Below are 24,156 nucleotides of genomic sequence, written 5' to 3' on the forward strand. Positions count from 1 at the left end.
TAAAATTGTTGGATAAGAACCATGCCAAGTAAATCGAATTCACCTGTAAAAGGCTTACTACCGCTTTTTATAATTACGAATCTCGTCATCACCCTGTTAGCGGTCGTTGCTTTTTCGTTTTATCCAACTAATGATGAAGCACCAGTAAAAGAGTTGCAGCCAAATTTAACGGCCATTCAAGTTTCAAATCAATTGCGTGCCCCCCTTGTTAGTGCTTTAACAATGCCAGGGCAAGATAAAGTAAAAGAAGTACTGGATTTAAGCTTACTTCTTAATACTGGCTTTGATTACTATTTATATAGATACGAGTTTAACGGTGATGTTTCTTTAGTTTATGCAAACAACAAAGAGCTTATTCAACCCACTAAAGTCAATCAACAACTAGCTGAAAAAACACTAATACATACTGTTCTTGAATTTAATGACCAGCCTGTTGGCGAGTTAATTGTGAAACAACACCCTATTGAGCAGCCTATTACACAATCTTCTGTGCTTTCAATCGGTCTTGCTGGCTTAACGCTTCTAGCTTTAATTATATTATCTGTTGCGCTGAGTATTTTTATCAATAAGCGTTTTAGTAAAAGTAGTTCATCGTTAAATAAAGAGCTAAAAGCTATTACTGACAATGCGGACTACCAAGGGCAAGTAACTGAAACCCTTGACTTTGGCCTAGACTCTGTCGCAAAGCATGTAAATCAATTACTTAAAAAAGTTGAATCAGCAATTACCGAGAACAAAGCAGCACAAGCTGATTTGCAAAAATTACAAAACAGCCTAGAGACAGAGGTACAAAATCGTACTCTCGCTCTTGAGCAAGCAACTCTAAAAGCTGAACAAGCAAACGAAACTAAAACCACTTTCTTGGCTACCATGAGCCATGAGATTCGCACCCCAATGAACGGTGTTATTGGCACAATTGATTTACTTCGCCAAACAGAGCTTGATGGGGCGCAACATAGACTAAGTACAATTATTCGTGATTCTGCATTTTCGTTATTAGGGATATTAGATGACATTCTCGATTTCTCGAAAATCGAAGCGGGTAAATTAAATATCGATAACATTCCTTTTTCAGTATCTGACACGATTGAAGAAGTTGCCCGTGTTTTATCATCGGTTGCCAAAAAGCGTGACCTTGAGCTAGAGCTCGCTATTGCGCCCGATATCCCAACAAACCTAATTGGCGACACAGTACGAGTTCGCCAAGTACTTTACAATCTATGTAGTAATGCAATTAAGTTCACTAGCACAGACGACAAGCAAAAAGGTCATGTAAAAATTTCGGTGGAGGTTGCACAAAACACCACTGATCACTACACATTACGCTTTAGTGTATTAGATAACGGTAAAGGGATGACGCAAGCGCAGCTTCGCGAAATATTTAATCCATTTATTCAAGCTGAAGGGTCAATAACCCGCGAATACGGTGGCACAGGGTTAGGTTTATCGATTTGTAAAAGCTTAACCGAACTAATGTTGGGTACAATTTCTGTAACCAGTGACTTAGGTATTGGCAGTGAGTTTGTCGTTGAATTACCTTTTAGTACACAAGGTAAAGTTGATTATGCTCACAAACAAGTCATGAAAGATCAAAGAGTTGTTGTGGTCTCTAATCATGACGGTCGAAAAAAATTACTGACACGTTATTTATCATTTATGGGGGCAACACCAGTTATCGCCCAAAATAATGAGCAGATTGAAGTTGAGCAGGACCGAAAAGAGCTGATTTGGATCCTTGATGGGATCGAAACCATGGAAGATATTAACTATATCTTACGTCGCTTACTTTACACTTTAGAAGATAATAATCAGCAAGTTATCGTCTTAAGTAGATTAGATGAAGCTGCCGTAAATCATAAGAATATTTTTTATCTAAATGCAGTACCATTATGTAAGTCAAACTTTATGATGTCACTTCTCGTGGCAGCTGGATTACATAAGCCTAAACAAATTTCTTCTACCAAATCATTTAACGACTACCTAAGTGTTGATAAGGCTCGTGAAGAAAACAAGTTAGTACTTCTTGTTGAAGATAACGTGCTAAATCAGCAAGTGCTGACCGATCAGCTACATCTACTAGGCTATGGTGTTGAAATGGCTGAAAATGGTGAGAAAGGTTTAGAAGCATGGCGTGAAGGTAAGCACTCTATTATTTTAACTGATTTACACATGCCAAAAATGTCTGGTTACGATATGGTAGAAAAAATACGCCATGAAGCATCGCAACTTGAAGATATCAACGCCCAGCCTTATGTAATTGCTATAACAGCTAATGCGCTTAAAGGTGAAAAAGAGCGTTGTTTAAGCATAGGCATGAACGATTACATTACAAAACCTGTTGAGCTAAATGTGCTTGAAGGAACACTTCATAAATGTGCTTATAAAGCAAACCCAGAAGCTGCAAAATTAGAAAGTAAAAAACTTACAACACCAATTGATATGGATGTGCTAGGTAAATATGTCAATGATGAAGCGAAGAAGCTACGTTTCTTTAAGATGTATTTAGAACAGAGTAATCAACTCAGTAAAGAGGTAAACGCTGGGGTTATAGAATATGATTTAGATAAAATTATCACTTCCTGCCATCAGCTAAAGTCAATTTCGAAAACCATAGGAGCAATGAAGGTTGCTGAGCTTGCCGCTGGATTTGAACAAACCTGCAAAGAAGGCGAGCCTACAAGCGACGAATTAATTGCACTTAGAGATAGTTTCGAAATTGAATACTCTAAGGTGGCTCAGTTCTTAAAAGAACAAATTAACAAAGCCGAACAAGAAGCTGAATAATACAGATCAAAAAGGGCCATTACGGCCCTTTTTACTTTTGATTATGCGCTTATTTTTCTGGTGGACGGTAGCCTTCTATTTCTACGTCTTTACCTTCAAATAAGAAACCCACCATTTGCTCTTCTAAAAAAGCACGGTGCTCTGGGTCCATCATGTTCAGGTGTTTTTCGTTGATCAGCATTGTTTGCTTGTGTTGCCATTGGCCCCACGCTTCTTTACTGATGTTGTTGAAAATCTTTTCACCAAGCTCACCTGGGTATAGTTGGAAGCCTAAGCCTTCAGCTTCTTTTTGTAACTTTTGACAAAATACTGTACGTGCCATAATTGCTCTCTACTCTTATTGCGTGATGCTATTGTAATCTATTGCGCTTAATTGTTTAACCAGCTTTTTCGTTGGTGCAGCAAGACCAACCTCAACAGACTCATCAAGCGGATACCAAACCAGTTGTCGTTCATTAATGAGATCTGGAATGCTCGGCAAGGTTAAAACATGTGGATTGATGGTTAGCTCAAAATGCGAAAATACATGGGTAAAGGCTTCAAGTGCTTGCGTATTGTTTGATAAACCATGCTGGGCTAAAAATGTTTCTAACTCAGTTAATTCGCTAAACTCAAAAAAGCCAAACAATCCACCCCATATCCCTGAGCTTGGGCGCTTTTCCATAAGCACTTTATTGTCGCAGGCTAGAATGAGCTGATGGCATGACTTTTTCGGTACAGCTTTTTTAGGCTTTGAATGCGGGAACTCTTTTACTTTACCTTCTTTAAAAGCAAGGCATTTACTATTCAAAGGACAAGGCTCACAGTCAAACTTACTACGTGAACAAAGGCTTGCACCTAAATCCATCATTGCCTGATTAAACTCAGTAACCGACTCTTTAGGCGTTAATTGCGATGATAATGACCAAAGTTGATTTTCGACCTTTTTCACTCCGTACCAGCCTTCAACCATAAAAAAGCGTGCTAGCACTCGTTTAACATTGCCATCTAAAATTGGATGATGTTGACCAAGCGATAAAGACAAGATAGCCCCTGCCGTTGAACGACCAATACCCGGCAAGTCCATTACTTCTTCAAGCGTAGTTGGAAACTCACCTTGGTAGTTATCACGGACTATTTTTGCAGTTTTATGTAAGTTACGCGCTCGGGCGTAGTAGCCAAGGCCAGTCCAATGGTGTAACACCTGATCTTCATCGGCATTAGCAAGCGCAATAATGTCAGGAAAGCTTTGCATAAACTTTTCAAAGTATGGAATAACAGTCACCACTTGAGTCTGCTGTAGCATGACCTCAGAGATCCATACCTTATAAGGGGTTTTATTTAACTGCCAAGGGAGAGTTTTACGGCCGTGAAGGTGGTACCAGTCAACCACTTGGTTTGCAAACCAAGTTGACTCCTTATTGCTTAAATTCAAAATAACATCTTTACTTGCTGAAGCTCATTGCGGCCAAGTCTATTGCAGTTGGTTAGGCCAAGCAAGTCGAACAGCCCCTACTTTGCCTAAATAGCTAGCATATGGCTGCAATATTAATCTCATAAGATAAACAAGCCCAGACTATTGTACTCAAGGCGCAGGTCAGGGATAATACGCACCCTTTTTCTATCGTCAGTATTTTTATCAGGCCAAAATATATGAGTGACTCAAGTAACCCAAACCTCGAGCAAGCAAAGCAAGAGGGTAAATATATCCGCACGATTCGTAGTTTCGTAAAGCGCGAAGGTCGCCTCACAAAAGGCCAAGCGGCAGCCATCGAGAAGTGTTGGCCAACGATGGGCCTTGAGCATAAAAATGGCATGCTAAACCTAAAAGAAGTGTTTGGTAACGATAACGATGTGGTACTAGAAATCGGTTTTGGTATGGGTAAATCGCTAGTCGAAATGGCTAAAAACGCACCAGAGCTTAACTTCATCGGTATTGAAGTTCACCGCCCAGGTGTAGGTGCCTGTTTAATGGATGCCGACGAAGCAGGTGTAACAAACTTACGCGTATTCGAACACGATGCAGTTGAAGTTCTAGCTGATTGTATTGCCGATGAAAGCTTATCTAAGCTGCAATTATTCTTCCCTGATCCATGGCATAAAAAACGTCACCATAAGCGTCGTATCGTACAACCAGAGTTTGCGCAAAAGTTACGTAGCAAATTAAAAATTGGCGGTGTTTTCCATATGGCGACTGACTGGGAAAATTATGCTGAGCATATGCTTGAAGTAATGCAAGTTGCTGAAGGTTACAAAAACCAATCAGAAACTAACGATTACGTTCCTCGCCCAGATTCACGTCCACTGACAAAATTTGAGCAGCGCGGTCACCGTTTAGGTCACGGCGTATGGGATCTAATGTTTGAGCGTACTAAGTAACAAAAGGTAAAGCAGCATGAGTAAGTTAACCAACCCAAGTTTATTATTGCTTCGAAATGAAGACGAACTTGTTGGACAATCGATTTTAGTGGTTAACTTTGAGCAAGATGGCTTCTTACGCGAACTTAAAACGCTAAACCCTGACGCAAAAATTACTGCGTTCAGTTATAACCACGCAAATGCCATGTATGCTAGCAAAATTGCCGGTGTACATGCTGTGGTTAGCCACACTATTCCAGATAATAACTACGATTTAGTTATCTATTATTACCCAAAAGCTAAGCCCGAAGCACAAATGTGCCTCGATAACATTCGTGCTGTTAGTAATCAAGACGCGCAACTATTTGTGGTAGGTGAAAATAAAAGCGGTGTTAAATCAGCAGAGAAACAACTAAAAGATCACTGTGGTTTTAGTAACAAAATCGATAGTGCCAAGCACTGTATTTTGTATTTATTCTCTGAGCTTACGCTAAACGATAACTTTGCTATCGGTCGTTATCATAAGCAATTTCAAGTGAAAGCCGGCGATATTGAATTTACGGCGATTAGTGTGCCGGGCGTATTTAACCACGGTGCGCTTGATGTAGGTACCGCGGTACTTCTAAATAATGCGCCAAGTATTAGCAAGGGTAAAGTGCTCGACTTTGCATGTGGCGCAGGCATTATTGCTACTTATTTAGGAAAAAAGCAGCCTGAGCTTGAGTTTGTATGTAGCGATGTAAGTGCTCTTGCTACTTACGCCACAGAGCAAACACTTGCATTAAATAACCTTAAAGGCCAAGCGGTATTAAGTGATGGCTTATCTGATATTAATGGTAAATTCGACTTAATCATCAGTAACCCTCCTTTCCACACCGGTATTGCCACTGATTACACCATTGCCGAGGCATTTCTTAGCTCTGCAAAGCAACACTTGAGTAAGCAAGGTAAACTGACCATAGTTGCAAACAGCTTCTTAAAATACCCACCTATTTTAGAAGCGCAATTTGGCCAATACAGTACCGATTTCAAAAATACAAAATTTGCAGTTTACTCAGCTAAATAAAAGTTGAGTAAATAGCTTATTCGTAGCAAAAATATTTTTTAAAATATTTAGTTACTTTTAAATGTCTTTGCTAGACTAAACTCTTACTAATAAAATAAAAATTTAGGCTTTCTATAGCGCATGTCAATTTTATCGGCACAAACGAGTATTCGTAAGGCATTAACTAATGCGGTTATGCTTGTTACTGCGTTGTGCTTGTCTTTGTCTATCTCTATTTCGACCTACCTAGATGTAAAAGAACAAAAAGCCTTAATTGTCGATAAAATAACTATTCTATCTGAAATTATTGCATATAACGCCCAGGTCACAGTGTTATTTGATGATAACGAAACTGAAACAGAGCGCCTAAAATCTTTCGAGACAGTGCCGCTCATTAAAAACATTCACATATACGCAATTGACGAATTATCGAATGAGCCTGTTTTTTTCAGCAGCTTTAACGCCAATAGAACTCCGCCAGTTCCTATCAAAGTAAACAGTATCAGCGAGCTGTCTGAGCCAAAGTTTAAAGATGATGTAATAGAATTAATAAAACCAATCAAATATGAAGGAGAAGTGATTGGCTATGCCTATGTTCGTGGTGGCTTAGATAGGCTCAATCAGTATATTAACCGTAAAATCTTTATTGATATTTTACTAACCCTATTTGTTTTAGTGTTGGTGTATTTTGTTGCTCTGCGTATTCAAAAACGTATTGCGAACCCAATTGATGAACTGAGTAACTTGCTTCAAGATGTGTCAAAAAACCATAACTATGACACTCGCGCACAAAAAACTAATGTCGATGAAATTAATCAGCTTTCTAGCAGCTTAAATATCATGCTTGCCCGAACCCAAAAGCAAATCGAGCGCCACGAAAAAGACAAACAAGAAATAAAACAGCTTAACCAAAGCCTTGAAGAGAAAGTAAATCAACGTACTATTGCCTTGCGTGAGGCTAACCAAGAACTACTCAATACACTTGAGCGTATGCATCAATACCAAAATCAAATAGTAGAAAATGAAAAAATGGCCTCTTTAGGGCAAATGGTTGCAGGTGTAGCCCATGAGGTAAATACACCTATCGGCTTAGGTATTACGGGTTCAACTTTGCTGCGTGACAAGCTGGCAGAAATCAACACGCAGTTTGAGCAAAAAACACTCACCTCAGCACATTTAAAACGCTTTATAACTGATGGCATTGAAAATCTAGATCTTATCTATCGCAACTTAAACCGAGCCGCAGAGCTAGTCTCAAGCTTTAAGAAAGTGGCAGTTAATCAAGATGTCGAAATAACCACTAACGTAAACTTATATAATTTATTAAATGATGTGATTATGTCGATGCGCTCAGAAATACAATATCGCAATCCTAAAATCACGATTAACTGCAATAATGACTTTAGTATTGAGACTAAATCGGGACCATTACAGCAGGTGTTACAGCAGTTATTGAGTAACTCTGTGATCCATGGTTTTAGCGACGAGCTTGATAACGAGATCACCTTTAACGTTGAGCGCAATGAAAGCAGCTTTATTATTCACTATTTCGATAATGGCGTTGGTGTTGAAAAGACGATTCGAAAACGTATTTTCGACCCATTTGTGACAACCAAACGAGGCGAAGGTGGAAGTGGACTAGGTATGCATTTAGTTTATAACCTGGTAACCCAAGCCTTAGGCGGTACAATAATTCACGATGAGTTAAATACCGAGGGTGCTCATTTTATTATTACTCTCCCCTTATCTGAAGGTAATGCATGATGAAAATCATATGTTGCCTTTTTGCTTTTGTTATTTACGCCACCCCGAGTTTTGCAAAATCACCAGAACAAGTAAAATCTGCGTTTTTATATCAAATTGCTAAGTTCACTAAGTTTACTGAAAGCATGGATCCTCCACCTATTTCTTTCTGTTTTTATAATGTAGAAACAGGGCCTGGGTCGTTCCTAAAGGACAAAAGTGAACTGCAAATTAACAAAAAACCTATCAACGTTATTTTAGTGAAAAAAACTCAGCAAATTTCTGAACTTTCTCAGATTTGTGATATCACATACATTGATGAAACATTAGAAAATGATATACTTCCACTTTGGACCGATACAATTTCATTAAATACTTTAACGATAGGTGAAAGTATTCGCTTTTTAGAGAAAGGCGGAATAGCCTCTCTGGTTCAAGAAGGAAATAAAATCCGACTGTATATCAATAAGCAGCACGTATTGCAGCATAACTTTAAAGTGCAATCTCGATTGTTAGCTATGGCTAAGTTTTATCCAAATTGATTTTACTTGTTAACAATTGGATCTAATCCTATAATCTCTAGTATTCGGTTTTGCTTGATAATACCGAATTTTTGTAAATAAAATTTCCGAAAAGGTTAATATACAATGCAAACGCCAGTCATTCTGATCGTAGAGGATGAAGACGTAACTCGACTAAACCTCGTTAGTTTATTTGAAGCCGAAGGTTACAAAGTTATTGAAGCCATTGATGGCGATGATATGCATGACAAGCTTACAAATAATGATGATGTGAACCTTGTAGTTATGGATATCAACCTACCAGGTAAAAACGGGCTTATTTTAGCGCGTGAATTACGTCAAAAACGTAATGTTGGTTTAATTTTCTTAACAGGTCGTGACAACGACGTTGATCGCATTTTAGGTCTTGAAATTGGTGCTGATGATTACATCACAAAACCATTCAACCCTCGCGAATTAACTATTCGTGCTCGTAACCTTATTTCGCGCACAGCATTAGGTGGCGAAGAAGCGAATATTGAAACAAATGGTGTTATTACATTTAACGGTTGGGAACTTGATGAAAACAGCCGTTGTTTAACATCTCCAAGTGGCGACGCTAAGCGTTTACCTAAAGGTGAATACCGCGCACTTCGTTTAATGCTCGATTCACCGGGCCGTATTTTCAGCCGTGAGCAATTAATTAAGCACATGACTGGCCGTGAGCTTCGCGCAAATGACCGTACTGTAGACGTAACCATTCGTCGTATCAGAAAACACTTTGAAAGCGATAACAGCACCTCTGAGCTGATCAGCACCATCCATGGTGAAGGCTATCGTTTCATTGGTAAAATCGACAGCTAATTAGAATTAATCTTCTAACTGCTGTAAGAATAATTGGAGGGCGTCACGCCCTTCATTTATTTTAACTGCAAGTTCATTAAGCCACTGTTGTAACTCTTCACTACTTTCTTCAAGCGCGCCGTGTTCCATCTTCTTAGCATGTAACTGCACATCGTTTAAGCCTACAGAGCCTGCTGCACCTTTCAATTTATGCGCCACCGATTTGTATTCTTCTCTATCATCTTCAGCTAACGCATCTGCTAGCTCAGTTTGATACTGAGGGTTTAACTTATTAAATAACTCACAGCTACGATTAAAAATAACCAGCCCCATTGAGCCTACAAAGTCTTCGATGGTTTCTATATCGAGAAGCTCAACACGTATACCCGATAAGTCTTTTTCCGTCACGGCTTTAATTGGCTCAGGCTGACAATTTTGTTGCTGTTTGATATCAAATAGCTCGCCGAGCATTTTATCGAGTTTTGTGGTGTTGATAGGCTTAGCGAGTGCACCTTGAATATTAATACCCGCAAGTTCTTCTTCGGCACTACGCACGTTGGCAGTCAAGGCAACGATTGGCAGCTTATCAAAGTGCTCATCATCACGAATTTGACGAGCAACTTCATCACCATTGATGTCTGGTAATTGCATATCAAGTAAAACGAGGTCTAAGTCATCTTCTGTGTAGACAAACGACAGCGCATCTTCACCTGTTTCAGCCCAAATAACTTCGTGGCCACGCTGCTCAAGTAGGTTGGTAGCAATCTCAGCATTTAGCGGCACATCTTCAACTAAAAGAATATTTAAGCTGCGTACCGCATAACTTTGCTCAGCTGGCGCAATACAAAGCTTAAGGGGAATTTCGACAACAAAAACACTGCCCTCACCTTCAGTACTGCTGACATTGATTTCACCTTTCATCGCAGTAACAAGTGCTTTAGTTACTGCAAGACCAATCCCTGAACCAATTGCATTGGTGCCTTTGATATCAGGTGCCTTATAGTACATGTCAAAAATACGGTGCAGCTGCTCTTGAGGAATGCCTTGACCGGTGTCGCTTACACGCATCACTAACCAAGGCCCATCAGCGCGATTCTCACGGCGACATTCAAGCTCAACATGACCCTGTTGGGTGAACTTAACCGCATTATTGATGAGATTCCAAACAACTTGACGTAAACGAGTCGGATCAAGTGACGCATAAACGTCTAACGTACCTTTGCGTTTAATATTGAACTCAAGCCCCTTTTGCTCAGCAATTAAGCCTGCAAAGTTCACCACATCATTTATAAAGTCGGCCACATTGACTGAGTCAGCAACAATATCAAGCTGCTCACGATCAATTTTATCCAAGTCGATAATATCGTTAAATATATTGCCAAGGGTTTCGGCGCTTGAGAATACCGTGTTACACCAACTACGTTGTTGTTTATCAAGTTCTGTATCTAGCAACATGCGGGTTAAACCCACTATACCGTTAAGCGGTGTTCTTAGTTCATGACTTAGAGTCGCAATGAATTTACCTTTATCTTTGTAAGCCGCTTCAAGGGCCTGAGCCGCCTCTTTACGGCTGGTGATATCACGGCCAAAGGCAAGTAAACCAATGTACTCACCTTTTTCATTAATAAAGGGTAACTTACGCATCTCAAACCAACGCTTTTCACCATTAACAGGGTATTCAACGTCAAGTGTAAGAGCTTGGTGAGTTTGAGATACTTTTTTGTCGGTGCGCAGTACTTCTGGTAAATAATCACTTGGGTAGATTTCTTCAACACTCTTACCGATTAACTCATCGCTGCTTTTACCTATCACTTGTTCAAACATTTTATTACAGCCAGCAAATACACCATTGTTATCGCGGTAATAAAATAAATCGGGAGATGAGTCGACAATAGAGCGCAATAGCATGCCTTGTTGCGCAAGTTCTTGTTGGGTCTTCTTACGCTCGGCGATTTCGCGTCTAAGTTCTTCTATTGCTCTGTGCTTAGCATGAAACGCCATTTTACGTTCATCAATCTCTTCGTTTAAGCGACTGATATTGTCTTTTAGCGTTTGATTGAGCAGTTTTTCTTGTTTGGTTGCGCTATCTAGATAACTATAAGATGCTTCTAACTGGCGAATAGAATTGAGCAGCACTGTTATTAATATCGGCGATACTACTGCGGTAAAAAACAACACAGCTAAAACATCAACTAAAGTTACCGTACCGACTGCTACATAATAAAACATGCACGATAAAATCAGCGACATGACCAGTAATAAGGCATAACAGGCAGCGGCAGTTTTAAACTCACCGTACTTAGAAATAAAGCTTGAGAGTGTGCGAGCCCAGGGACTCAAAGAAGAATCAATCATATATTAAAGCTTAGGCACATAATCGAAAAAAAACAGCATAGTTAATTTTATCACTATTCCTTTAGAAATATTCATATTGTGCGATAAACATAGAATTTTTTCATCAACGCCGCTTTTTTATATTTTTTCATGTAAAATACCGCGCTTTAATAATTGCAAAGAATGAGTATTACCATGCAAACCACAATGCCAGATATTGCTGATACGGCTCCCGCCTTACAAACAGGTAAATTAGACTGGGTTGGCATGGGCGAAATTGAACTTCCTTTCATTTTTGAAACTCGCAATATTGCCCCTGTAAACGTAATTGCCAAGGCACGCGCTTTTGTAAACTTGCATAAAGAAGACGCCAAAGGCATTCATATGTCGCGTCTATTTTTAGCCCTTGATACCTTATCAACCGAGCAGCAAGTTAATCCACAAACTCTCAAGCAAGCACTTGATGCCTTTATTAGCAGCCATGATGATTTAAGTGACCAAGCACAAATCGAATTTAGGTTTGAGCTACCACTGCGCCGAAAATCTTTATTAAGTGGCAAAGTAGGTTGGAAAAACTACCCGATTCATCTGATCGCTAAGATCAACCAAGGCATTGTAAGCTTTGAGTTAATGGTTGATGTCACTTACTCGTCAACATGCCCATGTTCAGCGGCTCTTGCTCGTCAATTAATTCAAAACGCTTTTAGCGAAAAGTTTGCAGAGCAAAATGTTGATAAGCAAACTGTTTTAGAATGGCTAGGCACAACTGACGGGATTGTAGCTACACCACACTCACAGCGTTCAATCGCCAACGTGAAAGTAAAACTCGACAGCCAAATTGACAGCTTTGATGTGGTTGGCTTAATTGATGCTTTAGAAGCTGAGCTAAAAACGCCAGTACAAGCGGCGGTTAAACGTGAAGATGAGCAAGAGTTTGCCCGCTTAAATGGTCAAAACCTCATGTTCTGCGAAGATGCTGCACGTAAAATTAAAGGCTTACTTGAACAGCATAACTACGCAGATTACTGGCTACAAATAAACCACTACGAATCACTTCATGCCCATGACGCGGTAGCAATCGCTGTTAAAGGGGTTGCTGGCGGATACACGGCTTAAAAATTTCGGGTAGCTCCATACAGTTAGGCACGCTAATTGCTATTAGTTTTCAGTGTCAATTTGTTGTTGTGGAGTTACCGTATGGAATTCGCTTTATTATCAATTTTAGTATTAGTCGTCGTAGCCTCTGTTGTTGCGTCAAAGTTTACCGATGAAGGCGGAAACCCTTACCCTTTCACTCGTAAGCAAACTGTTTTTACGCAAGTTGAGAGTGCTTTTTTACACCTGCTAGAACGTGCTGTAGGTGACCAGTACAAAATCGTCAGCCGTGTTAAACTGATTGATTTAATCGACTGTAAGCAAGGCTTATCTGTCAAAGCTAAACGTGCTGCAATGGCTAAAGCCAAAAACAAACAGTTAGATTACGTGCTTATCGACAAGGACAAACTTAGCATTGTTGCCGCTGTTGATTTAGTAAATAACACCAACCGCGACGGCCATAAAGCACAACGTGACTGGTTTGTCAGTGGCGCGTTAGAAGCGGCAGGCATTCCGCATATTCGTATGAAAGTAAAATCAGGCTATCAACCAAGAGAAGTGCGTGACGCTATCATGTTTAAACTTGGTAAACCTGCAGCAGCACCGGCAAGACCTGCACGCAATCGAGTAACTAAACCAGCAGTACTATCACCATCACAAGCAAAAGCACACTCAACGGCGCTTGCAGAAATATAGTCCGTCATAATATTGGCAAAAGCAGACTTTAAGGTCTGCTTTTTTGTTTGTTTTAGACATTTTTAGGTATAATCACCCTATTCAACCTAAGGAATCAAATATTATGCACGTTGGTATTATTGGCGCGATGGAGCCAGAAGTAAAAATCTTACGCGAAGCAATGGTAAACCCAAGCATCATGACTAAAGCTGGTTTTACCTTTTACACCGGTGAATTAGCGGGTAACACTGTTACTTTAGTTCAATCTGGTATTGGTAAAGTAGCTTCTGCAGTAGCAACGACACTACTAATCGACAACTTCAGCCCAGATTGTGTGATCAACACAGGTTCTGCAGGTGGTTTTGAGCCATCGCTAAATGTAGGTGATGTCGTTATTTCTTCAGAAGTTCGTCACCACGATGTAGACGTGACTGCATTCGGTTACGAAATCGGCCAAGTACCACAAATGCCAGCGGGCTTTGCTGCGCACCCTAAATTGATTGAAGCGGCAGAGCAAAGCGTAAGCCAAATCAGCGATGTTAAAACCATGATTGGCCTAATTTGTACTGGTGATTCATTCATGTGTGACCCGGTAAGAATTGAAAAAACACGCGCAGAATTTCCAACTATGCTTGCAGTAGAAATGGAAGGTGCAGCAATTGCACAAGCTTGTCACGTGCTAGAAACACCATTTGTTGTTATTCGTTCAATGTCTGACATTGCTGGCAAAGAATCGCCGCAATCATTTGAAGAGTATATCGAAACTGCATCTATCAACTCATCTAAAATGGTTGTTGCTCTTTTAGAGAAGCTAACATCGGTGAGTTTATAAGGTGATTGCAAATATTGTTCAAAACCATTTGGACATTATTGTATTTTTTGTAGCGCTCTTAGCTGAGCGCTTCTTTCCTTTGGTTAGTTGGTATCATCCTAATACCTTTTTAAGCGTTATTTTCTCTGCCCTCAACGATCGTTTATACAACCCAACGAATCCTAAAAGCTATCAATATTTAGCCTCAACTTTGGCTTTTACACTCACTATTTTAGTGATAGTGACATTAGTTGTGCTGTTTTTAGAGTTTGCTTTTTATCCTGAGTTATTAAGCGGCTTAATTTTATATTTGTTACTCAGTAGCCGCGCGCAAGAGAAGAAATCATTACGTATTGCCAGATTGCTCAAGCTCAACCAAAAAGCGACTGCTAGAGAGCTACTCTCGAGCCTTGTTGCCCGTGATGTATCACGTTTATCGGCTTCTGGAATTTGTAAAGCAACCATGGAGTCACTGGTGTTACAAAGTGCGCGGCATTATTTTGCCGTTATATTCTTTTATCTACTTGGCGGCGCTATCCTTGCTTTAGTTTATCGCTTACTGACATTAATTCATCAAGCATGGCGAAAAAACCAAAAACCCAACAACCCATTTTTGGCTCCCATTGCTAAGTTACTATTTGTATTGGAGTGGTTACCCACTCGATTAGTCGCTTTAACGATTGCAGCAACCAATGCCAGTAGACAGAGCATTCATTACATTAAGCACTATGGCAGACACTTTTATCAAACCAATACGGGTTGGCTGTTAAGTGTTACATCGGCTGCTTTGCAAGTGCAATTAGGCGGCCCTGCCCTTTACCAAGGTGAGCGCTTTAATAAAATGCGTGTTGGTACCGATCGCCTACCAGATGCCGATGATATTCCCGCTTTAGTGAATCGCTTAAATCAAGCGAAAGCATTTTGGTTACTACTTATCATCGCCATTGAAGTGGCTACGCTGTTTATTAACTAAAAAAAGGCACAAAAAAACCAGCCGCAGCTGGTTTTTATTCTGTTAGCTTATTTAAGCTAAGGTGATTTTAGCAAACTTACGTTTACCTACTTGGTAAATCTGTGTAGTGCCTTTAGCAACTTCAAGCTTAGTATCCGTTACTTTTTCTTCACCATTAATCTTTACAGCGCCTTGTTTAATCATACGCATTGCTTCTGACGTACTTGCAACAAGGTTCGCTTCTTTTAATAGATTAGTGATAAACACAGTTTCTTCAGCAATTGTTACTGTTACTTCAGGGATCTCATCTGGTAATGCATTCTTTTGGAAACGCTTGATGAAATCTTGATGAGCACCTTCGGCTGCTTCTTCGCTGTGGAAACGTGCAATCATTTCTTTGGCAAGCTCAATCTTAATGTCGCGCGGGTTTGCACCATCTGCAACACGTTGTTTAAGCGCTGCAATCTCTTCGATAGATAATGCACTTAATAAGTCATAGTAACGCCACATTAGCTCATCACTAATAGACATCACTTTACCAAACATGTCGTTAGGCTCATCAGTAATACCAATGTAATTACCTAATGACTTAGACATTTTCTGAACGCCATCAGTACCTTCAAGCAGTGGCATCATAAGTACTGTTTGTGGCTTTTGACCTTCGTCTTTTTGTAATTCACGACCCATTAATAGGTTAAAGCGTTGGTCTGTACCACCAAGCTCAACATCAGCTTCTAATGCAACTGAGTCCCAACCTTGTACCAGTGGATATAAAAATTCGTGGATAGCAATTGATTGACCGTTGGCATAACGCTTTTTAAAGTCATCACGTTCTAGCATACGTGCTACTGTTTGACGCGCAGCCAGTTTAATCATACCTGCTGCACCTAAGTTCTCCATCCAAGTAGAGTTGAATGCAACTGTAGTTTTAGCAGGATCAAGAATCTTAAATACTTGCTCTTTATAGGTTTCAGCATTAGCTAATACATCTTCACGGGTTAACGGTTTACGCGTTACGTTTTTACCCGTCGGATCACCAATCATACCGGTGAAGTCACCGATCAAGAAAATCACTTCATGACCTAGGTCTTGGAAGGTTTTCATTTTGTTGATAAGAACTGTGTGACCTAAATGCAGATCAGGCGCAGTTGGATCGAAACCCGCTTTGATCTTAAGTTTCTTACCAGACTTTAGCTTTTCGACTAATTCGTCTTCAATTAATATCTCTTCTGCACCGCGTTTTATCTCAGCTAGAGCGGTTTGTAAATCCACTGTGTATTACTCCAAAAATTCAGCTACCGGGGCGTGGTGGCCTGTCAGGGTTATAAATATAGAGCTAAAAACTTTAAAATTTAGCTAGTTAGCACCAAAAAGCGACACTAGAAAAAAGCCTAACTTAAATAGTTTAAGAAACAGCCCTGAAGGCAGCGCGCATGATTGTTCTTTATACCGCGTTATTGCAATTTAATGAAGGGACTTTAGTTAACTAATGTAGATTTAGTTTAACCATAGACATCTGCTGCAATTTTAAACAAAAAAGTTTAACGCGCAGGCCAATTCTAGCGTAAAATAGCGCCAGTTTAAATCTACAAAACACTGGTATTTGCTCTATTTTAGGTATATCCTGCGATATTAGTATTTAAATTTCTTGACAGCAGAAAAGGCACGATATGGTTCACGTAGTGCACAAACTTCCCAAAAAACACAAACTGCTTATTCTCGGTTTGGTTTCTGCTATTGTCGGCTTGGCGTTATTGCCTTCTGAAAAAGCCACCGCATCAAAGGACAACAGTGCAAACGCACTTGAAATTGGTAAACGCTACGAATTACAAGTTAAAGTTGATGATAACGAAAAACTAACTGAGCTTAATTCGGAGCAAGCAGCAGCAAAACTTCCAGAATACGAGCTTATCGACCATGAAGTACGTAATGGCGATAATTTAGCACTTATCTTTAAACGTGCGGGTTTCTCAGCGCAAACATTACACAAACTAGTTAATACCAACGCTGAAACTCGTAAGTTAACAAAAATTCACCCAGGCGAAATCTTAAGCTTTGCAACCGCTGAAGATGGCTCTTTAGCGCAGCTTCGTTATGTGATCTCAAAAACAGATACCTTATACGTTACATTAAATGACGAAGGTAACTACGACACTTCTATCGATAGCAAAGAAATCGAAACGCTAAGTAAATCTGCTGGCGGCGAGATCTCTAATAGCTTTTGGACATCAGGCATTGCCGCTGGCTTAAGCGAGCGTCAAATTATGAATTTTGCTGACATCTTTGGTTGGGATGTCGACTTTGCTAATGACATTCGTAAAGGTGACCAATTTGGTCTTATTTACGAAGCTCACTATGTTGATGGTGAATACATTGGCGACGGTAAAATTATTGCCGCAGAGTTTATTAACCAAGGCGAGCGTTACACTGCTATTCGCCATACCGATGGTAACTTCTATACGCCTGAAGGCCGCAGCATGAAAAAGGCTTTCTTACGTGCGCCAGTTAACTTTAAGTATATTAGTTCGAGCTTTAACCCGCGTCGCTTACACCCAGTGACCAAAACGGTAAAACCACATAACGGTATCGATTACGCAGCGCGTACCGGTACGCCAGTTGTATCATCGGGTAATGGTAAAGTGATTAGAGCAGGCTACAGTAAATACAATGGTAACTATGTATTTATTAGCCATGGCACACAGTATGTAACTAAGTACTTACACTTAGACAAAAAGATGGTTAGAACTGGTCAGAAAGTGAAGCAAGGCCAAAAGATTGGTACGGTTGGTGCGACAGGTCGTGTAACGGGCCCACACTTACACTATGAATTCTTAGTAAACGGTGTACACCGTAATCCGAAAACGGTCAAACTACCTAAATCAGAGCCTTTACCGCGCGATGAGTTAGCTAAGTTTAAACCGATTGCTGATAACTTCTTAGCGCAATTACAACGTAACCGTGAGTTACAATTGGCGCTAAATAAGTAGTTAAGTAAACATAAAAAAGCCGCTTCAATTGAAGCGGCTTTTTTGTGCCAAATAAACCCGGCTAAAACTATTATAGACTTTACTAAAATGAGTACTGATGGCACTGCGGTTTAATGCAACTATTACCTTAAAAGAACATAGATAAGTTGAATAATCAGCGAAATCATCACCAGTGGCCAAATGTACTTTGCATACTTTGTCGCGCCATCAAGCCCCATTCTAGACTGATACTTTTCAAGTAGCGGTATCAGAATAACCAAGGCAACAAAAAGGCATAATAAGATAATAAAAACATTCATGGCGGCTTCCTTACACAACTATCATTTAACTACAATTTCTTTAGGGTGACCCTAGTCTATAGGCAAAAAAAAGCGCAGTAAAATTACTGCGCCAGTCGGTTGGAAGTAAATCGACTTAGCCAACAATCGCTAACAGAATACCTGCTGCAACGGCACTTCCTAATACCCCTGCTACGTTTGGTCCCATGGCATGCATTAACAAGAAGTTATGCGGGTTGCTCTCAAGGCCGACCTTATTAACCACCCGTGCTGCCATTGGTACCGCTGACACACCTGCTGCGCCTACTAATGGGTTGATTGGCGATTTAGAGATCTTATTCAGACCCTTCGCCATAAACACCCCTGAAGCTGTACCAATTGCAAAGGCCAATGCACCTAACACCAAAATACCGATTGTTTCTACGGTTAAGAACTTATCGGCCGCAAGCTTTGAGCCTACCGCTAAGCCTAAGAAAATGGTGGTAATGTTGATGATTTCGTTTTGTGCACTATTGCTTAAACGATCAACCACGCCCGATTCACGCATCAAGTTACCTAGGCAGAACATGCCCACAAGCGGCGTTGCTGCTGGTAAAAACAAGATGGTTAAACTAAGCACCATTAACGGAAAAACAATTTTCTCTTTCTTCGATACTGTACGAAGTTGCGGCATTTGAATTTCGCGCTCTGCTTGCGTTGTTAATGCACGCATAATTGGCGGCTGAATAATTGGCACTAGTGCCATATATGAATAAGCCGCTACAGCAATAGCTCCCAGTAAATCAGGTGCCAACTTAGATGCTAAAAAAATAGCTGTTGGACCATCTGCTCCACCAATAATGGCAATGGCCGATGCATCTTGAAGTGTAAACTCAAAACCAGGAATGAAGTTAAGTAGTATTGCACCAAATAAAGTAGCAAAAATACCAAACTGCGCAGCCGCGCCTAACAGCAACATACGCGGATTTGCTATCAAGGCACTAAAGTCTGTAAGCGCCCCCACGCCCATAAAGATTAAAAGTGGGAACACCCCAGAATCAATCCCGATATCGTACACGTAATAAAGCAAACCACCCGGTTCAGATAACCCGGCTACAGGAATATTAGTTAAAATAGCCCCAAAGCCGATAGGTAATAACAATAATGGCTCAAATTTACGGGCGATTGCGAGATATAATAACCCGCAACCTACCGCAATCATTATTAATGCAGGAAAGGTAAAGTTAGCAATACCTGTCGCATGCCAGAGGTTTAAAACACCATCCATCCTCTGTCTCCTATGCTAGCGCGATTAGCGCATCGCCAGTGGCAACAGAGTCGCCCTCTGCTACTAATACTTCAGCTATTGTACCTGAGTGTGCGGCGCGAACTTCTGTTTCCATTTTCATTGCTTCCATTATGATAACCACATCACCTTCATTTACTGTTTGGCCAGCTTTTACTTTCACTTTGAAAATATTGCCTGCTAACGGCGCGTTTAAGGTTTCGCTAACAGACGCTGAGGCAGATTGAGGAATTAACTCACTGTCTTTTAGAGTTACTTCTTTTAGTTCACCACCTTGCGCTACAACGACATCGTAAACTTTACCGTCAACTTTAACGCTGTATTGCTCTGCTTTTGCAGGACTTGAAGCGGCTGGTTTGCTTTCTGACTTAGCAACTTCACCCGTTGGAATTGCTTCAAACGCATCAGGGTTGTTACGGTTTTTAATAAACTTAAGGCCAATTTGAGGGAATAATGCGTAAGTAAGCACATCATCAATCACGTCATCAGCAAGCTCTAAACCTTGCTCTTTAGCTTCACTTAATAACTCTGCTTCAAGCTTCTCAAGTTCAGGCTCAAGCTTATCAGCAGGACGGCAAGTGATTGCTTCAGCGCCATCTAGTACACGTTCTTGCAGCTCTTTATTCATTGGCGCTGGTGTTGCACCATACTCGCCTTTAAGGACACCCGCAGTTTCTTTAGTGATGGTTTTATATCGCTCGCCAGTCAAAACATTAAGTACCGCTTGAGTACCAACAATTTGCGAGGTTGGTGTAACGAGTGGAATGTAACCTAAGTCTTCGCGAACACGCGGGATCTCGAGTAATACTTGATCAAGTTTGTCAGCAGCACCTTGCTCTTTAAGCTGATTTTCCATATTAGTTAACATGCCGCCCGGCACTTGCGCTAATAAGATACGTCCATCAACGCCTTTAAGGCTACCTTCAAATGCAGCATATTTCTTGCGTACGTCACGGAAGTAAGCAGCAATTTCTTCTAATTGGTTTAAATCAAGGCCTGTGTCTCGCTCAGTGCCTTCTACAATTGAAACGATGGTTTCTGTGGCGCTATGACCATAGGTCATACTCATTGACGAAATAGCCGTATCAAGCATATCGATACCTGCATCGATCGCTTTTTGGTAAGTTGCAGTGCTTAAACCTGTGGTCGCGTGGCATTGCATCGCAATAGGAATAGACACAGTTTCTTTTAAACCTTTGATCAACTGTTCACAATCATAAGGCTTTAATAAACCTGCCATATCTTTGATACAAATTGAATGACAACCAAGATCTTCTAGTTGTTTTGCAAGCTCAAGCCACATATCAAGCGTATGGACTGGGCTTACTGTGTACGAAATAGTACCTTGGGCATGAGCACCTACTTTAACAGCAGCTTTAATGGCAGTTTCAAGGTTACGCACATCGTTCATCGCATCGAAAATACGGAAAACATCAACACCGTTTTTGTGGGCACGCTCAACAAACTTTTCGACTACATCATCAGCATAATGACGGTAACCTAGAAGATTCTGTCCGCGTAGTAGCATTTGTTGCTTAGTATTTGGCATTGCCGCTTTTAGCTCGCGAATACGTTGCCAAGGATCTTCACCTAAATAACGGATACACGAGTCAAACGTCGCACCACCCCATGATTCAATTGACCAATAACCCGCATTATCGAGTTTTTCTGCCATGGGTAGCATGTCGTCTAAGCGCATACGCGTTGCCAAAAGAGACTGGTGTGCGTCACGCAATACTAATTCGGTTAGTTTTAATTTAGCCATGTTTAAGCTGCCCCGTTATTTTTGTTTATTTCGAAATTGAGCAATTGCAGCGCTGATTGCTGCAATATGTGCCTGTGGCACACCCTGTTGAGGTTGAATTTTTGCTGTACGCGTAGGTTCTGCAATTGCAGGATCATCAAATCGACCCACTACCTTTGACATTAAAGTGACTGCTGAAATCAAAATAGTCAGAAAAACAAACACGCCTACCATGCCTGTCACCATCAAACTGGCCGCAGTGGTGAGTAATCCACCTATATCCATACGACTCCCCTCGCTTACTTAAAATAAAAAGTTATTTTTGTTAAATAATTATGCACCAATAATAACAAACAAAATTCATTTGTATAGCACCATTGTAAATTGGTAAAACCAATTAAATTTAAAATAACATGACGTACATATAATTAACACCCCACTATTTATGCATTTAAAGCCCCGCTATAGATGATATAAATAATCAATATAGCCAGTCGTTATATGCTGAACTATTAATTAATAGCAACAAAATGGCTAAAAACCACACACAACAAGGTGTTAGAGGTAGCCAACCCAAATAAAGTTAAATTGGTCTTACCATTTATTGGTGCATTATCTCTTTTTCTCATGCATCTCAATATGAAAAAATATCACTATGAATAAGTTACATGCTTACTCGTAAAAGTTACCAAATGATGAACCCTCTAAAGAACAATAAAAACACACAACCCATTGAAATATATAAAATAAAAGTTCTGGCACAGAACTCGCTTCAGTTACATCGAACTTAAGAAAATTTAAATAGCCAAGGAGACCACTATGTTACGCTGGACAATTACTTTTCTAGTTATCGCGTTAATCGCAGCAGTGTTAGGTTTTGGCGGTATCGCAGGAGCCGCTGCAGGCATCGCTAAGATTATCTTTTTTATATTTTTAGTATTACTTGTTATTTCGCTGGTATCAGGAGCACTTAGAGGCAACGTCCCTAAGTAGTTAAAAGCAGATAACCACTTACTTTATTTTTAAATTTACAAGGAATTTCATTATGAAAAATTCAACTTTAAAAGCCGCAACTATCGCCCTATTTTCAGGTCTTTTCATCATGGGTTGTGAAGACAACTCCGCTGAAGACGCAGGTGAGCGTATTGACGAAGCAATTACTGATACACAAAATGCAGTTGAAGATGCATGTGAAGAAGTAAAAGAAGGTGTTAACGCAGAAGAAACTAACTGCTAATCACTCACCTTACCTAAGAAAAGCGGCCAAGTGCCGCTTTTTTGTTTTTTAAATGATGCATGAGATCTGAGATAATCGTAGGAATGGTTTTAACCGTGAACTTTTGGCTATAGCGTGAGTTTTTCGGCGTTAAAACGCCTCCTACAAGTCTTAACTTGGGTTTAAAGTCTGATGACTTTATAAACCACCGCGCGAAATAAATTTCACGCCTACGTGAGCCTCAAACTCGATAACTTTACTCTTTCCTCTAGAAATTCGCTAACTTGTTGGGTTTCACTCCGTTCTATCCTACATCATGTAGGTCGTCATTTATGGCGACACATGTTTTATTACTCATACCTGACGGGCTAAAGCCCGACCTACGACTTACACGTAGATTTAAGAAACATCGCGCGAAATAAATTTCACGCCTACGTGAGCCTCAAACTCGATAACTTTACTCTTTCCTCTAGAAACTCGCTAATTTGTTGGGTTTTAATCTGATAGCTGACGGCTGAAAGCTGATAGCTCCTTTCTCTAAAAACTCGCTAACTTTCAGCTTTCATTTACAAACCTTAGTGAGGGGCACATTTGTCGTTATACTTGCTATATGCCATTGGCCGTCGATAAAACTTACTTTTGCGACATCGCTTACAGCAAAATCTCCGGGGACATTTAAACGCGTTAAGTTACTCGCTAACTGCTGCTGGCAATATGGGCCGGTATCGCCATGCATTACAAGTACAGGCTTATTGGTGTGCTTTGCGAAGTCGCTGATGGCATCTCGGTATATTTTAAATGCATCACAATTAGAACGTTGTGATTCACTGCAAGCGGGTTTACTGCTTGGATGGTAAATATCAGCCTGAAAGCCAAACACATAGGCCTTAGCATCTTGTTGAACAAGTGCTTGTTTTAACCAAATTAAGTTGTACTTATCACGTTTATCAGCGGCATCAAGTGCTGCGTTTTTGTCACTTTTTAAAATTTGTGAGCGACCATTAAAAGTGCCCGGTATATGCAAAGTACGAAACTCAATACCATCAAACTGCCAACGGGCATTCTCTAGCATTTCAGCTTGTGTGGCATAACCCTGTAATTGCTTCGCTTTTTGTGTATAAGCCTCGTCGAACATTAGGCCTTTAACAAAGCTTAGCCGCTCAAGTTCATCAAAACGCACCGATAGCTTTTCTCGGTCGCAATCGGTCCATTCATTATCACCGGGGGTATAAATAAAAGGCTGTTTGGTCAACGACGTCAATAACGCTTTATTTGTTTGCAAAAGCTTGTTCGTGCAAGCAAGCGCCCCGGATTTCATATCACCAAGATGTATTAAAAAGCCATGAGGTGTTGCTGCGATTGCCTTGGTAATTTTTCCGTCTTTGGCGAGATTAATTTCATCAATCGGGGTGTATGGCATATCGCCCATAACTAAAAAAGTATTTGTGGTCATTGCAAGTGCTAATGACATTGAACTAACAAACATACAACTTACGCCTTTAAAATACACATACCTTAAGCTCTCAC

21 protein-coding genes are annotated in these 24,156 nt (G+C 40.3%); 13 read left to right on the forward strand and 8 right to left on the reverse strand.

Going from position 1 to position 24,156, the window contains the following annotated elements; translation table 11 throughout:
* Window positions 1–21: 21 nt before the first annotated feature.
* Window positions 22–2,784 carry an ATP-binding protein gene (locus IRQ78_RS07570; protein ID WP_194441746.1) on the forward strand — a complete coding sequence of 921 codons (2,763 nt, stop codon included), beginning with the start codon at window positions 22–24 and terminating at the stop codon, window positions 2,782–2,784.
* A 49-nt stretch (window positions 2,785–2,833) separates the two neighbouring features.
* Here the strand turns inward: IRQ78_RS07570 and IRQ78_RS07575 are convergent, their stop codons facing one another.
* Both IRQ78_RS07575 and mutY read right to left on the reverse strand, forming a co-directional pair.
* Window positions 2,834–3,106, reverse strand: coding sequence for an oxidative damage protection protein (locus IRQ78_RS07575; RefSeq protein ID WP_036970432.1), 273 nt, complete (start codon window positions 3,104–3,106; stop codon window positions 2,834–2,836).
* A 15-nt stretch (window positions 3,107–3,121) separates the two neighbouring features.
* Entirely contained in the window at window positions 3,122–4,198 is a 1,077-nt protein-coding gene (gene mutY / locus IRQ78_RS07580; RefSeq protein WP_206004068.1) for an A/G-specific adenine glycosylase, read from the reverse strand.
* Between the two features lie 218 nt (window positions 4,199–4,416).
* On the opposite strand from mutY, the gene trmB reads away from it, so the two are divergent.
* From trmB to arcA, 5 genes are all read left to right on the forward strand, one after another.
* Window positions 4,417–5,142 (forward strand): tRNA (guanosine(46)-N7)-methyltransferase TrmB, encoded by a 726-nt coding sequence (trmB, locus tag IRQ78_RS07585; protein WP_054551299.1) that lies wholly within the window; start codon window positions 4,417–4,419, stop codon window positions 5,140–5,142.
* 16 nt (window positions 5,143–5,158) lie between these two features.
* Window positions 5,159–6,187, forward strand: coding sequence for a 16S rRNA (guanine(1207)-N(2))-methyltransferase RsmC (gene rsmC / locus IRQ78_RS07590; protein ID WP_194441747.1), 1,029 nt, complete (start codon window positions 5,159–5,161; stop codon window positions 6,185–6,187).
* 120 nt (window positions 6,188–6,307) lie between these two features.
* A complete protein-coding gene (locus IRQ78_RS07595; RefSeq protein ID WP_187490255.1) occupies window positions 6,308–7,930 on the forward strand; it encodes an ATP-binding protein in 1,623 nt (540 codons plus the stop codon).
* On the forward strand, window positions 7,927–8,451 hold the full coding sequence (locus tag IRQ78_RS07600; RefSeq protein WP_228290684.1) for a YfiR family protein: 525 nt from the start codon (window positions 7,927–7,929) through the stop codon (window positions 8,449–8,451). Before IRQ78_RS07595 ends, IRQ78_RS07600 begins: the two co-directional genes overlap by 4 nt.
* Before the next feature lie 105 nt (window positions 8,452–8,556).
* Window positions 8,557–9,273, forward strand: coding sequence for a two-component system response regulator ArcA (gene arcA, locus IRQ78_RS07605; protein ID WP_054551295.1), 717 nt, complete (start codon window positions 8,557–8,559; stop codon window positions 9,271–9,273).
* A gap of 6 nt (window positions 9,274–9,279) precedes the next feature.
* Here the strand turns inward: arcA and arcB are convergent, their stop codons facing one another.
* Window positions 9,280–11,607, reverse strand: a complete 2,328-nt coding sequence (arcB, locus tag IRQ78_RS07610; protein WP_194441748.1) for an aerobic respiration two-component sensor histidine kinase ArcB — start codon at window positions 11,605–11,607, stop codon at window positions 9,280–9,282.
* Window positions 11,608–11,781: 174 nt separating this feature from the next.
* Here arcB and folE2 point away from each other — a divergent pair, with 174 nt between their 5' ends.
* From folE2 to IRQ78_RS07630, 4 genes are all read left to right on the forward strand, one after another.
* A complete protein-coding gene (folE2, locus tag IRQ78_RS07615; protein ID WP_194441749.1) occupies window positions 11,782–12,702 on the forward strand; it encodes a GTP cyclohydrolase FolE2 in 921 nt (306 codons plus the stop codon).
* An 81-nt stretch (window positions 12,703–12,783) separates the two neighbouring features.
* Window positions 12,784–13,377, forward strand: coding sequence for a DUF2726 domain-containing protein (locus IRQ78_RS07620; protein ID WP_054551292.1), 594 nt, complete (start codon window positions 12,784–12,786; stop codon window positions 13,375–13,377).
* A 103-nt stretch (window positions 13,378–13,480) separates the two neighbouring features.
* Window positions 13,481–14,188 carry a 5'-methylthioadenosine/S-adenosylhomocysteine nucleosidase gene (gene mtnN, locus IRQ78_RS07625; RefSeq protein ID WP_054551291.1) on the forward strand — a complete coding sequence of 236 codons (708 nt, stop codon included), beginning with the start codon at window positions 13,481–13,483 and terminating at the stop codon, window positions 14,186–14,188.
* Between the two features lies 1 nt (window position 14,189).
* Window positions 14,190–15,140 (forward strand): cobalamin biosynthesis protein CobD/CbiB, encoded by a 951-nt coding sequence (locus IRQ78_RS07630; RefSeq protein WP_194441750.1) that lies wholly within the window; start codon window positions 14,190–14,192, stop codon window positions 15,138–15,140.
* A gap of 51 nt (window positions 15,141–15,191) precedes the next feature.
* On the opposite strand, the gene tyrS is transcribed toward IRQ78_RS07630, so the two are convergent.
* Window positions 15,192–16,391 (reverse strand): tyrosine--tRNA ligase, encoded by a 1,200-nt coding sequence (tyrS, locus tag IRQ78_RS07635; protein WP_194441751.1) that lies wholly within the window; start codon window positions 16,389–16,391, stop codon window positions 15,192–15,194.
* A gap of 398 nt (window positions 16,392–16,789) precedes the next feature.
* Between tyrS and IRQ78_RS07640 the strand changes: the two genes are divergently transcribed.
* Window positions 16,790–18,106: a peptidoglycan DD-metalloendopeptidase family protein gene (locus tag IRQ78_RS07640; protein WP_054551288.1), complete on the forward strand. Its 1,317-nt coding sequence runs from the start codon at window positions 16,790–16,792 to the stop codon at window positions 18,104–18,106.
* A gap of 414 nt (window positions 18,107–18,520) precedes the next feature.
* Here the strand turns inward: IRQ78_RS07640 and IRQ78_RS07645 are convergent, their stop codons facing one another.
* From IRQ78_RS07645 to IRQ78_RS07655, 3 genes are read right to left on the reverse strand one after another with little or no spacing between them, the layout of a single operon-like run.
* A complete protein-coding gene (locus IRQ78_RS07645; protein WP_194441752.1) occupies window positions 18,521–19,651 on the reverse strand; it encodes a sodium ion-translocating decarboxylase subunit beta in 1,131 nt (376 codons plus the stop codon).
* A gap of 10 nt (window positions 19,652–19,661) precedes the next feature.
* On the reverse strand, window positions 19,662–21,434 hold the full coding sequence (gene oadA / locus IRQ78_RS07650; RefSeq protein ID WP_054551286.1) for a sodium-extruding oxaloacetate decarboxylase subunit alpha: 1,773 nt from the start codon (window positions 21,432–21,434) through the stop codon (window positions 19,662–19,664).
* 15 nt (window positions 21,435–21,449) lie between these two features.
* Window positions 21,450–21,698: an OadG family protein gene (locus IRQ78_RS07655; protein WP_054551285.1), complete on the reverse strand. Its 249-nt coding sequence runs from the start codon at window positions 21,696–21,698 to the stop codon at window positions 21,450–21,452.
* 534 nt (window positions 21,699–22,232) lie between these two features.
* Here IRQ78_RS07655 and IRQ78_RS07660 point away from each other — a divergent pair.
* Both IRQ78_RS07660 and IRQ78_RS07665 read left to right on the forward strand, forming a co-directional pair.
* Window positions 22,233–22,406 carry a DUF1328 domain-containing protein gene (locus IRQ78_RS07660; protein WP_064485886.1) on the forward strand — a complete coding sequence of 58 codons (174 nt, stop codon included), beginning with the start codon at window positions 22,233–22,235 and terminating at the stop codon, window positions 22,404–22,406.
* Window positions 22,407–22,458: 52 nt separating this feature from the next.
* On the forward strand, window positions 22,459–22,650 hold the full coding sequence (locus IRQ78_RS07665) for a hypothetical protein (protein WP_054551284.1): 192 nt from the start codon (window positions 22,459–22,461) through the stop codon (window positions 22,648–22,650).
* Between the two features lie 541 nt (window positions 22,651–23,191).
* Here IRQ78_RS07665 and IRQ78_RS07670 read toward each other — a convergent pair.
* On the reverse strand, window positions 23,192–24,115 hold the full coding sequence (locus IRQ78_RS07670) for a hypothetical protein (RefSeq protein WP_194441753.1): 924 nt from the start codon (window positions 24,113–24,115) through the stop codon (window positions 23,192–23,194).
* Window positions 24,116–24,156: the final 41 nt, after the last annotated feature.

This window comes from Pseudoalteromonas simplex (assembly GCF_015278155.1).
Lineage (GTDB): Bacteria > Pseudomonadota > Gammaproteobacteria > Enterobacterales > Alteromonadaceae > Pseudoalteromonas > Pseudoalteromonas simplex.